This is a genomic window from Citrobacter sp. T1.2D-1 (genome assembly GCF_950098555.1).
GTDB lineage: Bacteria > Pseudomonadota > Gammaproteobacteria > Enterobacterales > Enterobacteriaceae > Citrobacter_A > Citrobacter_A telavivensis.
This window is the reverse complement of record NZ_CATNHH010000025.1, coordinates 1-14,962: the sequence shown is the minus strand read 5'-3', so window position 1 is coordinate 14,962 and position 14,962 is coordinate 1. Positions and strand designations below refer to the sequence as shown.

11 protein-coding genes and 4 pseudogenes are annotated in these 14,962 nt (G+C 50.7%); 10 read left to right on the top strand and 5 right to left on the bottom strand.

The window, feature by feature from the left end; translation table 11 throughout:
- Positions 1-157 (bottom strand): annotated as a pseudogene (locus tag QQZ17_RS18070) (IS5/IS1182 family transposase); the annotation flags it as partial.
- Positions 158-508: 351 nt separating this feature from the next.
- On the opposite strand from QQZ17_RS18070, the pseudogene QQZ17_RS18065 reads away from it, so the two are divergent.
- Positions 509-1,546: pseudogene (locus QQZ17_RS18065) on the top strand (ATP-dependent nuclease); the annotation flags it as partial.
- A gap of 166 nt (positions 1,547-1,712) precedes the next feature.
- On the opposite strand, the gene copM reads toward QQZ17_RS18065, so the two are convergent.
- From copM to silR, 4 genes are all read right to left on the bottom strand, one after another.
- A complete protein-coding gene (gene copM / locus QQZ17_RS18060; protein ID WP_008786877.1) occupies positions 1,713-2,063 on the bottom strand; it encodes a CopM family metallochaperone in 351 nt (116 codons plus the stop codon).
- A gap of 146 nt (positions 2,064-2,209) precedes the next feature.
- Positions 2,210-2,641 (bottom strand): silver-binding protein SilE, encoded by a 432-nt coding sequence (gene silE / locus QQZ17_RS18055; protein WP_023165800.1) that lies wholly within the window; start codon positions 2,639-2,641, stop codon positions 2,210-2,212.
- Positions 2,642-2,891: 250 nt separating this feature from the next.
- A complete protein-coding gene (gene silS, locus QQZ17_RS18050) occupies positions 2,892-4,367 on the bottom strand; it encodes a copper/silver sensor histidine kinase SilS (RefSeq protein WP_023165801.1) in 1,476 nt (491 codons plus the stop codon).
- The gene (gene silR / locus QQZ17_RS18045) at positions 4,360-5,040 is read right to left on the bottom strand and encodes a copper/silver response regulator transcription factor SilR (RefSeq protein ID WP_000697966.1); all 681 of its coding nucleotides are present in this window, start codon (positions 5,038-5,040) and stop codon (positions 4,360-4,362) included. Before silR ends, silS begins: the two co-directional genes overlap by 8 nt.
- A 189-nt stretch (positions 5,041-5,229) precedes the next feature.
- Between silR and silC the strand changes: the two genes are divergently transcribed.
- The 9 genes and pseudogenes from silC to QQZ17_RS18000 form a co-directional block, all read left to right on the top strand.
- Complete coding sequence (gene silC, locus QQZ17_RS18040) at positions 5,230-6,615, top strand: Cu(+)/Ag(+) efflux RND transporter outer membrane channel SilC (protein WP_001507116.1); 1,386 nt, start codon at positions 5,230-5,232, stop codon at positions 6,613-6,615.
- A 27-nt stretch (positions 6,616-6,642) separates the two neighbouring features.
- Positions 6,643-6,996 (top strand): Cu(+)/Ag(+) efflux RND transporter periplasmic metallochaperone SilF, encoded by a 354-nt coding sequence (locus QQZ17_RS18035; protein ID WP_001246152.1) that lies wholly within the window; start codon positions 6,643-6,645, stop codon positions 6,994-6,996.
- Positions 6,997-7,109: 113 nt separating this feature from the next.
- Complete coding sequence (gene silB, locus QQZ17_RS18030; protein ID WP_001446341.1) at positions 7,110-8,402, top strand: Cu(+)/Ag(+) efflux RND transporter periplasmic adaptor subunit SilB; 1,293 nt, start codon at positions 7,110-7,112, stop codon at positions 8,400-8,402.
- Positions 8,403-8,412: 10 nt separating this feature from the next.
- Positions 8,413-11,559 carry a Cu(+)/Ag(+) efflux RND transporter permease subunit SilA gene (silA, locus tag QQZ17_RS18025; RefSeq protein ID WP_032231520.1) on the top strand — a complete coding sequence of 1,049 codons (3,147 nt, stop codon included), beginning with the start codon at positions 8,413-8,415 and terminating at the stop codon, positions 11,557-11,559.
- Between the two features lie 85 nt (positions 11,560-11,644).
- The gene (locus QQZ17_RS18020; RefSeq protein ID WP_001549797.1) at positions 11,645-12,085 is read left to right on the top strand and encodes a DUF411 domain-containing protein; all 441 of its coding nucleotides are present in this window, start codon (positions 11,645-11,647) and stop codon (positions 12,083-12,085) included.
- A gap of 97 nt (positions 12,086-12,182) precedes the next feature.
- A pseudogene (locus QQZ17_RS18015) lies at positions 12,183-14,043 on the top strand (heavy metal translocating P-type ATPase); the annotation flags it as partial.
- A 1-nt stretch (position 14,044) separates the two neighbouring features.
- Positions 14,045-14,408, top strand: a pseudogene (locus QQZ17_RS18010) (haloacid dehalogenase); the annotation flags it as partial.
- A 40-nt stretch (positions 14,409-14,448) separates the two neighbouring features.
- On the top strand, positions 14,449-14,646 hold the full coding sequence (locus QQZ17_RS18005; protein WP_000843494.1) for a DUF2933 domain-containing protein: 198 nt from the start codon (positions 14,449-14,451) through the stop codon (positions 14,644-14,646).
- A 245-nt stretch (positions 14,647-14,891) separates the two neighbouring features.
- The coding region (locus tag QQZ17_RS18000; protein ID WP_001568368.1) for an IS1 family transposase at positions 14,892-14,962 on the top strand (71 nt) is incomplete at its 3' end.

The window sequence follows — 14,962 nt, the reverse complement described above, 5'->3', positions numbered from 1 at the left end:
AGTGCCACTGATTGCCTTTCTTGGTCTGATGCATCTCCGGATCGCGTTGCTGCTCTTTGTTCTTGGTAGAGCTGGGTGCCTCAATGATGGTGGCATCCACCAAAGTGCCTTGGGTCATCATGACGCCTGCTTCGGCCAGCCAGCGATTGATGGTCTTGGGGTCCGCTTGGAAAACGGAAATTTTCCTACGTTAAGCGTTTTGAGCTTAACGAGTGATTTCGTTCCATTGAGCGCGAACCCCTGACCGTAAGGGATGTACGGAACGATCTGACTGTCCGTTAACAGTTTTGCTTACTTTCGTACATGTTATTGGCATGGTGTACGCAATCGTTCGGTTTCGGACACAGAAACGCTGTAGCCCCGCGAACCGAGTGATATCCAATAGCCGATTGGTTAAAAAGTAGTCTTAGCGTAGGTTATTTTCCCTTTTCCAAGCGGACCCCATCTGAGGGTGGTATCAGATTGATGGGGTGAAGGTGCCCCATCAACCATTAAATCCGTATACCCGGATAAATTACGTGAAATGGCCCCCGAACTCGCCAGTGAACTGACTCCACGATTTAAGGAAAAACCCAAGTGGACCTTCAATTTCACCCTGGACGGGGAAAATGGCATCCCCATCAATAAGCGCGGCAGCGGGATAAGGAGGCTTATCCTGTTGAATTTTTTCCGGGCTGAGGCTGAAAAGAATGTCGCGGGGACGCCCAGAAACATGATTTATGCCATCGAAGAGCCTGAAACGTCACAGCAGCCAAACTATCAGATGATGCTGATGAAAGCGTTGCTGGCACTGGCAGGCCAGCCGCACCGTCAGATTATCGTCACCACCCATGTCCCGGCGCTGGCCGGATTGATCCCTGTCGAAGGTGTACGTTATGTCACCCGAAATGAGGCGGGTGAACCCGTAGTAAAAATGCCGGATGACGCTGTGCTGAAGGAAGCCACTGAAAGCCTGGGGGTGCTACCAGAGACCGGTATGGAAAGGGCGCAGGGGATTGTTCTGGTAGAGGGAAAGTCGGATGTCACTTTCCTGAGGCATGCGGCCAGTTCATTAAAACAGTCAGGTGTGCTGCCAGCCTCTCTGGAGGACGTGAAAATAGTGCCAGTCCTCATAGGAGGGTGTGGCAGCGTCAAACACTGGGTTACATTGAATCTGGCCAACGATCTGGGGCTTCCCTGGTGCGTTTTTCTGGACTCCGATATTGGGGGAGACCCTGCACAGGTTATGTCCATTCAGAAACGTAAAAGAGAAGTGGAGGATGCCGGTAAGGTATTCTTCGCCACGCGTAAACGTGAAATAGAGAACTATCTCTGCCCGGATCTGATCGAAGAAATGACCGGTGTAGCCGTCACGTTTACGGACACCTGTGATGCTAAAAAAATAATTGGCCGGGCGGTGGGAATGAAGCCCGATAATGTGCTTGATAAATTCTGGCCCCGGATGACAGCGGAAAGAATCATCTCAAGATCAACCTATCATGACGGAATGCAGGAAAGGATTGAGCTGGTTGAGATCCTGAGCGATATTGTTGCCATGACGAGATAATGTGTAAAAATTATCGCTGCTGCATATATTCCGGTCCACAGCAAAGGACCGGAGTATAGTATATAAAAAACCCGAAATTAATCGGGTTTTAATTATTTAACGTTTAACAGGCTCCCGTGCCCGGGAGTGAATTAAAATTACGCTTATTATGGCGTTTTTGCAATCTTTATTTTTGACTGCCAAGCCATTTATTCATCTGCTCGATTTCACCTTTCTGAGCTTTAATGATGTCCTGCGCAAGCTTTCTCATTTCGGGATCTTTTCCGTATTTAAGTTCGGTCTCAGCCATTGCTATTGCTCCTTCATGGTGTGCGATCATACCTTTTGCAAAGGCCTTATCGGGATCGGGCTCATTAACGGCGGCCATCATTTTGTCATGCATGTCTTTCATGCCAGCCATATATTCCTGTGACGATGCCGATGAGTGCATATCTGACATTTTCATTTCCGAATGTTCAGCAGAAATGGCTGGCAGGGATAACATTAATATTACAAAAAGGGTGTTTTTGATTTTCATTTAATAAATCCTTTCAGACAGGTACCGGTTAATTGTAGCTGAGTCAGATAAAAAAGCCCCCTGACGGGGGCAAAAATCTCACAACATATCCGGTTAAGGAATAATCTATCAAGGAAAGGGTAAAAGCACGGATACTACAGTCGCATTCAGCCTGCATTGATCATGCGGCGGTGCGCTTCGGCCATGGCCTGATGTGGGCCGGATTGCCCGTTATTCATGAATTCATGGGCAACCGCTGCTCTTTCATGCTCATTCATCGCCGTGTAAGATGTTGACGGGACGGTCGTGGATACTGTGTTATTTCCCATCATCTTCTGATGACTTTCCACCATTTTCTGGTGCGCATCCGCCGAGCCGTTCGTCATGGTTTCATGAGCAATAATGGCCTGTTCATGCTGGTCCATACCGGTCATACGAGGAGCAGTCCCCTGGATCCCGACAGGAGCCGCAGCAGACTGCATCTGGTGAGCAGGAGCCTGTGCATTGTTGACGCGATCATGGATATTCACGGTTTCAGTGGCCCAGGACGATGTAATTAAACCAAAGCCCAGCAAAGATGCTAATACGATATTTTTCATGATAACTCTCCATTTCTGAATTAGTGATGTCCGGGGAAGTACAACCGGTGTTTTCAGTTCCATAACTGAAACAGGTTCGGCAGCGTTTATTTCTCCGGGAGAAGGCTGGATATTCATTTCCTGGCGTACTCTGACGCCGGGTATTGATGAAGCAATCCAGCCTTCCTGATAAGTTGCACTAATTATATCGAATGGCTTCTGTTTGCTGCATGACAGGCTAATGACATCTTTGTCATTTAAATCTTTATTCTCAGCATTGGATTTCCGGGATCATTTTCTCCAGTCTGGGCACGGATAAGATAAAACGCGTGGAGCGTACGTCCGATTCCACCCGCACTCTTCCGTGATGTGCTTCCACGATTGACTTTACAATCGCAAGGCCGATGCCGCTGCCTTCTCCTTTTCGTTGTCTGGACGGATCCACCCGATAAAAACGGTCAAAAAGCCTTAATAAATGTTCTTCAGGGATTGGTTTCCCCGGATTTTCAATCACAAGGTCAAAAAAACTCTCCTGCTCTCTTATTGAGACGGTGATGGCCTGTCCCTCCGGGGTATAACGCAGGGCATTGGATAACAGATTATTGATCGCTCTTCTGAACATTTGTGGATCTCCCTCAACCAGGCAGGGCATCCCGTTAAATTTGAGCGTGATATTGCGTTCTTCGGCCCAGGCTTCGAAAAACTCGAAGACTTTCATGACTTCTGCTCTGAGGTCAAAACGGACCCTGTCAGGTATAAGCTGGTTATTGTCCGCCTGTGCCAGAAACAGCATGTCGCTGACCATTTTGGTCATCCGGTTATACTCTTCAAGACTGGAGTAGAGGACATCCTCAAGTTCCTTCTGGGTTCGATCCTGACTCAGTGCGATTTCAGTCTGCGTCACCAGATTGGTGATGGGCGTTCTGATCTCATGCGCGATATCGGCAGAGAAATTGGCCTGGCGGGTAAAGACGTCCTCAATCTTTCCAATCATATGATTGAACGAGATAACCAGTTGCTCCAGCTCAATGGGAACGCGTGTCGGTTCCAGCCGCGCATCAAGATTCTCGGAGGTGATGTTTTTAATGGCATTGCTGACATTACGAAGGGGCAGGTGCCCCTGACGGACAGCGATGCGAATGATCAGAACAATCAGCAGGCTTATCACGACGGCGATCGCAATCAGATTTTTTTTCAGCGCATCGAGGTAATGGAGATGGAAATTAATGGAGAGGCCAGTCAGCATGACATAATTCTGCTGTTTGCCCTGAAATGTCGCCTGGCCAGAGGAGGCGATAATCCGGTACGTTTCCATCTTCATTCCGGACCCGGTATCCATCGCTCTCGCAGTATCCTCCACCGTCCAGAGAAAGACATCCCGTGCGCGGCTGTGCTCGCTAAAATCGGCTGAATTCACGGCCGGGCGTAGTGCTGCCCCCTGCGCAGAGCTGTACAGCACCTCACCCCGGGGATTGAGGAGCAAAAGGGCAACGTTGCGGTAGCTGGCGATCGATTCCTTTATTTTGCTTACTTTTTTTTCATCCGGATCTGCCGGGGACTGGAGTATACGGCTCAGTGTGGTGCTGATTTGTTGCAGATCGCTGACATCCTGCTCGGCAAAATGCTTTTCAACAGAATGCAGCATAAACCAGGTGAAGGCGATAAACGCCAGTATTGTGGACAGGCTGATAAAAAAGGTCAGCCGCAGCGCGAGTGAGAAAGGTCGTCTGGACGGTTTGCTATGCATCCGGGATCTCCAGCATGTAGCCCACGCCCCGCACTGTCTGGATCAGTTTTGTCCCGTAATCGTTGTCTATTTTAGCGCGGAGTCGCTTTACTGCGACATCAATCGCGTTAGTGTCGCTGTCAAAATTCATGTCCCAGACCTGAGAGGCAATCAGGGAGCGGGGAAGAACTTCTCCCTGATGGCGAATGAAGAATTCCAGCAAGCTGAACTCTTTACTGGTGAGCACAATGCGGTTCCCGGCGCGGCTGACTTTTCTGGATACGAGATCAACCGAGAGGTCAGCCACTTTAAGCTGGCTTTCCGTGATCATCGTGTTTCCCCGCCTGAGGAGGGTTCTTACCCGGGCGAGCAGTTCAGCAAACGCAAAGGGCTTCACCAGATAATCGTCCGCACCCAGCTCAAGTCCTTTGACCCTGTGTTCAATCGTGCCAAGGGCCGTCAGCAGTAATACCGGCATCCCCTTTCCGGCACTGCGCAGCATACGGATGATATCCCAGCCGTTTACATCAGGCAGCATGATATCCAGGATGGCTAAATCATACTCGGCTGTCATGGCAAGATGATATCCGGTCAGACCATTATCAGCGTGATCCACGACGAACCCCGCCTCTGTCAGCCCCTTGCTGAGATATTCACCTGTTTTAATTTCGTCTTCAACGATTAATATTTTCATCATGCTCCCCGGCTGGCTGCTAATGTCATTTTATTGCGCCCACGATCGTTATCAACGGATTACAGCAAAAATGACAACATTGTCATTATCCTGTCACCCGGCAAACAGAGAGCGTTCGGTAAAGTATCCCTATCAATACTCTGGACTTCGTTTGAACCATTTACCAGGTCTGCCTGTACGAGAAGCGTTATGTTCAAATTAAAATTACTCAGCATCAGTACCATATTCATCCTGGCTGGTTGTGTTTCTCTGGCACCTGAATATCAGCGTCCGCCAGCTCCGGTTCCCCAGCAGTTTTCATTGTCTAAAAACAGTCTGACGCCTGCGGTAAACAGCTATCAGGATACGGGCTGGCGAAACTTTTTTGTCGATCCCCAGGTCAGCAGGCTGATCGGTGAAGCCCTGAATAATAACCGTGATTTGAGAATGGCTGCCCTGAAGGTTGAAGAGGCCCGGGCCCAGTTCAACGTCACGGATGCAGATCGTTATCCCCAACTGAATGCCTCATCCGGGATCACATACAACGGTGGTCTGAAAGGTGACAAGCCGACCACACAGGAGTACGACGCGGGTCTGGAGCTCAGCTATGAGCTCGATTTTTTTGGCAAACTTAAGAACATGAGTGAGGCTGATCGCCAGAACTACTTTGCCAGCGAAGAAGCCCGTCGTGCCGTACACATCCTGCTGGTCTCCAACGTTTCACAGAGCTATTTCAGCCAGCAACTGGCGTACGAACAACTCCGTATTGCGCGGGAAACGCTGAAAAATTATGAACAGTCTTATGCATTCGTTGAGCAACAACTGGTGACCGGGAGTACGAACGTTCTGGCGCTTGAACAAGCCAGGGGGCAAATCGAAAGTACCCGCGCCGAAATAGCCAAACGAGAAGGCGATCTGGCTCAGGCAAACAATGCCCTGCAACTGGTGCTGGGAACGTACCGCGCAGTTCCGTCAGAAAAAGGGATTAAAGGTGGGGAGATCGCACCAGTAAAATTGCCACCAAATCTGTCGTCACAAATATTGCTGCAGCGTCCGGATATTATGGAAGCGGAATACCAGTTGAAAGCGGCTGATGCCAATATTGGCGCAGCGCGAGCGGCTTTTTTCCCGTCCATTACCCTGACCAGTGGTCTCTCCTCTAGCAGTACGGAGCTGTCCAGCCTCTTTACGTCAGGAAGTGGAATGTGGAATTTTATTCCTAAAATTGAAATTCCTATATTTAATGCTGGCAGGAACAAAGCCAATCTGAAGCTGGCTGAAATTCGCCAGCAACAGTCCGTGGTTAATTACGAACAAAAAATTCAGTCAGCCTTTAAGGATGTTTCCGACACGCTTGCGCTGCGCGACAGCCTTAGCCAGCAACTTGAGTCACAGCAGCGTTATCTTGATTCACTTCAGATAACTCTACAGCGTGCCAGAGGATTGTATGCAAGTGGTGCTGTCAGTTACATCGAAGTGCTGGATGCAGAACGTTCCCTCTTCGCGACGCAGCAAACCATTCTCGATCTTACCTATTCCCGACAGGTTAACGAAATTAATCTGTTTACCGCGCTGGGTGGCGGTTGGGTAGAGTAAATTTATTCAATTAATCAGGAAATTAAAATGCGTAATTCACTTAAAGCCGTTTTATTTGGTGCCTTCTCTGTCATGTTTTCTGCCGGTCTTCATGCTGAAACACATCAGCATGGCGATATGAATGCTGCCAGTGATGCTTCGGTACAGCAGGTTATCAAGGGCACCGGTATCGTTAAAGACATTGATATGAATAGTAAAAAGATTACCATTTCGCACGAAGCAATCCCGGCGGTGGGCTGGCCTGCAATGACCATGCGCTTCACTTTTGTTAATGCAGACGACGCTATCAATGCCCTGAAAACCGGCAACCATGTCGATTTCTCGTTTATTCAGCAGGGCAATATCTCCTTACTCAAAAGCATTAACGTTACGCAATCCTGATTAACAGTCCGGAGCGAATACATCCAGTGCGCCTGAACATTCATTATGGGATTACTGTGAATGAATAATCGTGCGCATATGCCAGGTGTTTTGATTTTTCAGCGAGAAATTGTATGGCTTCTTTAAAGATAAAATATGCTGCAATAATTATCAGCAGCCTCATAGCAGGGGGGCTGATATCGGTTACTGCCTGGCAGTATTTAAACTCATCACAAAAAACAGTACCAGCAGAACAAAAGGCACCGGAGAAAAAGGTACTTTTCTGGTATGACCCTATGAAACCGGATACCAAATTTGATAAACCCGGAAAATCGCCTTTTATGGATATGGACCTTGTGCCGAAATATGCTGATGAAAGTGGCGATAAAAGCAGTGGCGGGATCCGTATCGATCCAACTCAGGTTCAGAATCTGGGATTAAAAACGCAAAAAGTCACGCGAGGAATGCTGAATTATTCTCAGACAATCCCGGCTAATGTCAGTTACAACGAATATCAGTTTGTCATTGTGCAGGCGCGTTCTGACGGTTTCGTCGAAAAAGTGTATCCCCTGACGATTGGCGATCATGTGAAGAAAGGCACTCCGCTTATCGATATCACCATTCCTGAATGGGTTGAGGCACAAAGTGAGTTTCTGCTGTTATCCGGTACAGGCGGTACGCCAACCCAGATAAAAGGGGTTCTGGAGCGACTTCGTCTGGCTGGTATGCCGGAAGAGGATATTCAAAGGCTGCGTTCAACCCGCACAATCCAGACCCGTTTTACCATTAAAGCACCTATTGATGGTGTCATTACTGCATTTGACCTGCGCACCGGCATGAATATTTCCAAAGATAAGGTGGTGGCTCAGATTCAGGGGATGGACCCGGTCTGGATCAGCGCTGCAGTGCCAGAATCTATCGCCTATCTGCTGAAAGATACGTCGCAGTTTGAAATTTCGGTACCGGCTTATCCGGATAAAACATTCCATGTCGAAAAATGGAACATTCTTCCCAGCGTGGATCAGACAACCCGCACGCTTCAGGTCCGCCTCCAGGTTACTAACAAGGATGAGTTTCTCAAGCCGGGCATGAATGCCTATCTCAAACTGAATACCCAAAGTCAGGAGATGCTGCTGATACCAAGCCAGGCCGTTATCGATACCGGCAAAGAACAGCGCGTGATTACTGTTGATGATGAAGGCAAGTTTGTGCCGAAACAGATCCACGTTCTGCATGAATCACAGCAACAGTCCGGCATTGGCTCCGGCCTGAATGAAGGCGATACCGTGGTGGTCAGTGGCCTGTTCCTCATTGACTCCGAAGCCAATATTACGGGCGCGCTGGAACGTATGCGCCACCCTGAAAAAACAGAAAACAGTATGCCAGCAATGTCTGAGCAGCCTGTAAATATGCATTCAGGGCACTGAGGAGACGACGATGATTGAATGGATTATCCGGCGCTCTGTCGCCAACCGTTTCCTGGTCATGATGGGGGCACTGTTTCTCAGCATCTGGGGCACATGGACGATAATTAACACGCCGGTCGATGCGCTGCCTGACCTGTCAGATGTGCAGGTCATTATTAAAACCAGCTATCCCGGACAGGCCCCGCAGATTGTAGAAAACCAGGTCACCTATCCGCTTACCACCACCATGCTGTCCGTACCTGGCGCAAAAACCGTGCGTGGCTTTTCACAGTTCGGTGATTCGTATGTATATGTCATTTTTGAAGACGGGACCGATCTGTACTGGGCCCGTTCGCGCGTGCTGGAATACCTGAATCAGGTTCAGGGCAAACTGCCTGCGGGTGTGAGCTCTGAAATCGGTCCGGACGCCACGGGAGTGGGCTGGATATTTGAATATGCCCTGGTCGATCGCAGCGGAAAACACGACCTTTCAGAACTGCGTTCTTTGCAGGACTGGTTTCTGAAATTTGAACTGAAGACCATCCCGAACGTGGCTGAGGTAGCCTCGGTTGGTGGCGTGGTGAAGCAGTACCAGATTCAGGTCAATCCGGTAAAACTGTCCCAGTATGGGATCAGCCTGCCCGAAGTGAAACAGGCTCTTGAATCGTCTAACCAGGAGGCCGGTGGTTCATCCGTTGAAATGGCCGAAGCGGAGTATATGGTCCGTGCCAGCGGTTATCTTCAGAGCATTGATGATTTTAATAACATCGTCCTGAAAACAGGTGAGAACGGCGTGCCGGTTTATCTGCGGGATGTTGCCCGCGTGCAGACCGGGCCCGAAATGAGGCGTGGTATTGCCGAGCTGAACGGCCAGGGAGAAGTCGCTGGCGGCGTGGTGATCCTGCGGTCGGGTAAAAATGCGCGCGACGTTATCACGGCAGTGAGGGATAAACTGGAGACGCTGAAGGCCAGCCTGCCGGAAGGCGTTGAAATCGTGACCACCTACGATCGCAGCCAGTTGATCGACCGGGCGATTGATAACCTCAGTTCCAAACTTCTGGAAGAGTTTTTCGTGGTGGCCATCGTCTGTGCCCTGTTCCTGTGGCACGTACGTTCTGCCCTGGTGGCGATTATCTCTCTGCCGCTTGGCCTGTGTATCGCCTTTATCGTCATGCACTTCCAGGGACTAAACGCCAATATCATGTCGCTGGGAGGGATAGCTATTGCCGTCGGTGCGATGGTGGATGCCGCCATTGTGATGATTGAGAATGCGCATAAACGGCTTGAGGAGTGGGATCATCAGCATCCGGGTGAGCAGATTGACAACGCCACCCGCTGGAAGGTGATTACCGACGCCTCCGTGGAAGTGGGACCCGCACTGTTTATCAGCCTGCTGATCATCACCCTGTCCTTTATTCCTATCTTTACCCTGGAAGGTCAGGAAGGACGTCTGTTTGGCCCGCTGGCATTCACGAAAACGTACTCCATGGCGGGAGCGGCCGCGCTGGCCATCATTGTCATTCCGATCTTGATGGGATTCTGGATCCGGGGAAAAATTCCTGCCGAGACCAGTAACCCCCTGAACCGGGTGCTGATCAAAGCGTATCATCCATTGCTGCTGCGGGTCCTCCATTGGCCAAAAACAACCCTGCTGGTTGCGGCCTTGTCCATTTTCACCGTTATATGGCCATTGAGTCAGGTGGGGGGGGAGTTTCTGCCGAAGATCAATGAGGGCGACCTGCTGTATATGCCATCAACATTGCCTGGCGTCTCTCCGGCAGAAGCTGCAGCACTCCTGCAGACGACGGACAAGTTAATCAAAAGCGTTCCTGAAGTGGCCTCTGTATTTGGCAAGACCGGTAAAGCAGAGACCGCAACGGATTCCGCACCGCTTGAAATGGTGGAAACCACGATCCAGCTCAAACCTGAGGATCAGTGGCGTCCGGGTATGACGATTGACAAGATTATTGAAGAACTCGACAAGACCGTCCGTTTACCGGGTCTGGCAAACCTCTGGGTTCCGCCTATCCGTAACCGTATTGATATGCTCTCAACCGGGATCAAAAGCCCGATAGGTATCAAGGTCTCAGGGACTGTCCTGGCCGATATTGATGCGACTGCGCAGAGTATCGAGGCGGTAGCCAAAACCGTGCCGGGCGTGGTGTCTGCCCTGGCTGAGCGACTTGAAGGCGGGCGTTACATCGATATCGATATCAACCGGGAAAAAGCGTCCCGTTACGGTATGACTGTTGGTGATGTACAGCTGTTTGTCTCATCAGCCATCGGCGGCGCAACGGTAGGGGAAACGGTTGAAGGCGTGGCCCGGTACCCGATTAATATTCGCTATCCACAGGATTATCGGAACAGTCCAAATGCATTGAAACAGATGCCGATCCTGACCCCGATGAAGCAGCAGATCACGCTGGGCGATGTCGCGGATATTAAGGTCGTTTCAGGGCCGACTATGCTGAAAACGGAAAATGCCCGTCCAGCCAGCTGGATTTACATTGACGCGCGCGGCAGGGATATGGTGTCGGTGGTTAATGATATTAAAACGGCTATCAGTCAGAAAGTGAAACTTAGACCGGGTACCAGCGTGTCATTCTCCGGACAATTTGAACTGCTTGAGCACGCCAACAAGAAACTTAAATTGATGGTGCCGATGACGGTGATGATCATTTTCATCCTGTTGTATCTGGCGTTCCGCCGGGTTGATGAAGCGTTGTTGATCCTGATGAGTCTGCCGTTCGCCCTGGTTGGCGGGATATGGTTCCTGTACTGGCAGGGCTTCCATATGTCAGTCGCAACCGGAACCGGGTTTATCGCCCTGGCCGGTGTGGCAGCAGAGTTTGGCGTGGTCATGCTGATGTATCTGCGTCATGCCATTGAAGCGCATCCGGAACTGTCAAACAAAGAAACGTTCACACCGGAAGGTCTTGATGAAGCCCTTTATCATGGTGCCGTGCTGCGTGTCCGGCCGAAAGCCATGACCGTGGCGGTGATCATCGCGGGTCTGCTGCCGATACTCTGGGGTACCGGCGCAGGTTCAGAAGTCATGAGCCGTATCGCGGCCCCCATGATTGGCGGGATGATCACAGCTCCGCTGCTGTCCCTGTTCATTATTCCTGCCGCCTATAAACTCATCTGGCTGCGCAGACATAAAAAGAGCGTGTCATAACCCTGAAAGGGCACCCCTGCGGGTGTCCTTTTGCATAAATTCACCCTGACGTCAGGGTTTATATCGATAACATACAGAGGTGAGTATGAAAAAAATAATTTTAATGACCCTGGCTTTTGGCCTTTCACTTCCTGCAATGGCAGGTGAAAAAGTAATAGACATGTACAAGTCTGAAAACTGTGGTTGCTGTTCCCTGTGGGGCAAGGCGATGGAAAAGGACGGGTTTGAGGTGCGGACCCACGTCATGAATGATCAGGCCCTGTCAGCCCTGAAAGAAAAATATGCTGTTCCTGCTGAGCTGAGAAGCTGTCATACCGCAGTTACTGGTAATTTGATCATTGAAGGCCATGTGCCTGCAGCCACGATACATAAGGCAATGCTGTCTGGTTCAGGGATTTATGGTCTTGCCACCCCGGGCATGCCTGCGGGGAGCCCGGGAATGGAGATGGGGGCCCGTAAAGAGGCTTACGATGTTATTTCATTCTCTCCGGAGGGCAGTAAAAAAGTCTTCCAGCGAATCGAATAGTCAGCGGAACGGCTGATAACGGGACGCCGGCAGCAGGCACTCCTGTGCCGGCGACATTCGTGGTAATCGCATCCATGACATACCCTGAAGACAGAAAATGCTTCAGGCATGCATAAGGAGAGTTACTGTGAAAAATGACAATGTAGTGCAACACAACAACCAGACTGCTTCTGAACAGACATTATCCCCGGACGAGAGCCACGTATTGCATAAGGTGAGAGATCCCGTGTGCGGGATGGCATTCCTGCCCGACAAGGCGCACAGCAGCATTCGATACCAGGACCATCAGCTTTATTTCTGCTCTGCCAGCTGTGAGAGTAAATTTACAGCCCATCCCGACCGTTATCTTACCGAAGATGCCAGTGAACATTCCCACCACCACCACGATCACCACGAAGTCAGCCCAGACCAGATAAAACAGCCTCACCATCAGGCGGAGAAAGATATTTCTGAAGGTGTGTGGACATGTCCGATGCACCCGGAGATACGCCGCAGTGGTCCCGGAAGCTGTCCTGTCTGTGGAATGGCACTGGAACCGCTCGTAGCCACGGCATCGACGGGGCCGAGTGATGAACTTCGCGACATGACAAGACGCTTCTGGCTGGGGTTGTTGCTGGCGTTTCCGGTTCTGATACTCGAAATGGGATCTCATCTGTTTCCCGCCTTGAGGAATACAGTACCGCCACAATACAACACATGGCTGCAGCTGCTTCTGGCCTCTCCAGTCGTGTTGTACTGTGGCTGGCCATTCTTCGCCCGGGCCGGAATGTCGTTGCGTAACCGCTCCCTGAATATGTTTACCCTTGTTGCAATGGGGACCGGCGCAGCCTGGGTTTACAGCGTCATTGCAACCGTCTTCCCTTCCTGGTTTCCTGCATCGTTCAGAAACATGGATGGCCTGGTGGCCGTTTATTTTGAAGCCGCAGCAGTAATTACGGTGCTTGTTCTGCTGGGACAGGTTCTTGAACTGCGGGCACGGGAACAAACCTCAGGTGCCATTACTGCGCTTCTGAACCTTGCCCCCAAAACAGCCAGGCGGCTGGATCATGACGGTCATGAAACGGATATTAATGCAGAAGATGTCCTGCCTGGCGATAAGCTCCGCATCAGACCTGGAGAGAGTATTCCGGTCGACGGTATCGTGGTCGAAGGCAAAACAACTGTTGATGAATCGATGGTGACCGGGGAGTCTATGCCGGTTACCAAAAAAGAGGGTGAACCTGTCATTGGGGGGACGATTAATCAGACAGGTAGTCTTATCATCCGAGCAGAGAAAGTCGGTGATGAAACGATGCTCTCACGAATTGTTCAGATGGTCGCTGATGCACAGCGTTCGCGTGCCCCCATCCAGAGAATGGCAGACAGCGTTTCAGGCTGGTTTGTTCCTCTGGTGATACTTATCGCGGTTGTTGCTTTCTTGATCTGGTCTGTCTGGGGGCCCGAGCCCAGGATGGCGCACGGTCTCATTGCGGCTGTGTCGGTCCTGATTATTGCCTGTCCCTGCGCGCTGGGACTGGCCACGCCGATGTCGATAATGGTGGGGGTGGGCAAAGGCGCCCAGGCCGGGGTGTTAATCAAGAATGCCGAAGCCCTTGAGCGTCTTGAAAAAGTGGACACGCTGGTTGTCGACAAAACAGGCACGCTCACGGAAGGTTCGCCTACGGTGACAGGGATTATCAGTCTCAGTCCGGGTGGGGAAATATCTCTTTTACGTGTAACAGCTGCAGTGGAAAAAGGTTCGCAGCATCCGTTGGGTATGGCTGTTGTCAGAGCCGCGCAGGAAAAGGGGATCGTGATACCTGCCGTCAGTAATTTCAATGCCCCGTCGGGGAAAGGTGTCTCAGGCGATGTCGAAGGTCAACGGGTTGTTATTGGTAATGAACTGGCTATGCAGGAAAACAGTATCGTTATTGATAATCAAAAGGCCGTTGCGGATACGTTGCGGATGGAAGGCGCTANGGTTGCGATGGCCGGAGACGGTGTGAATGATGCCCCGGCGCTGGCAGCGGCTGACGTGGGTATAGCCATGGGAACGGGTACAGATGTGGCAATTGAAAGTGCCGGAGTCACCCTTCTCAAAGGCGACCTGATGATACTGAACAGGGCCCGTCATCTGTCAGAGATCACCATGAAAAATATCCGACAGAATCTGTTTTTTGCATTTATCTACAACGCACTTGGTGTGCCGGTGGCTGCAGGCCTGCTTTATCCTGTGTATGGAATACTGCTGTCGCCAGTTATTGCGGCGGCGGCCATGGCTCTTTCTTCCGTCAGCGTCATTGTGAATGCGTTGCGTCTGAAAAGTGTCAGGCTCGGGAAATAACACTGAGTGAAGGGTCTGTTATGAACAGAAGGAGTCCAGTATGAAAAGTACCACCTATGCGCTTATTGCTGTCGCCGCGATCGCGGCATTTGCCCTCCTGCGAGAACACTGGTCACATGTGGCAGGTTACTGGCCATATCTGTTATTGCTGGTCTGCCCGCTAATGCATCTTTTCCACGGCCACGGAGGGCATGGGGATCACCAACATCACGGAAGTGAAAACGATAAAAAAAATTAATCCGGCAAACGGGGCCGCGTCGCGGTCCCGTTATCAGTCCAGGTATCGTTCGTAGTCTCTGGCATGCGCAAAGGCATGCTGTTCGAGTTTGTTATCAGCGGGTGCCGATGCCCGGAACGACAGTGAATTAACAGGATTGTTATTGATGACCAGCTCGTAATGTAAATGAGGACCGGATGAACGTCCGCTGGGTGATGCTGCCAACTTACTGATTTAGTGTATGATGGTGTTTTTGAGGTGCTCCAGTGGCTTCTGTTTCTATCAGCTGTCCCTCCTGTTCAGCTACTGACGGGGTGGTGCGTAACGGCAAAAGCAC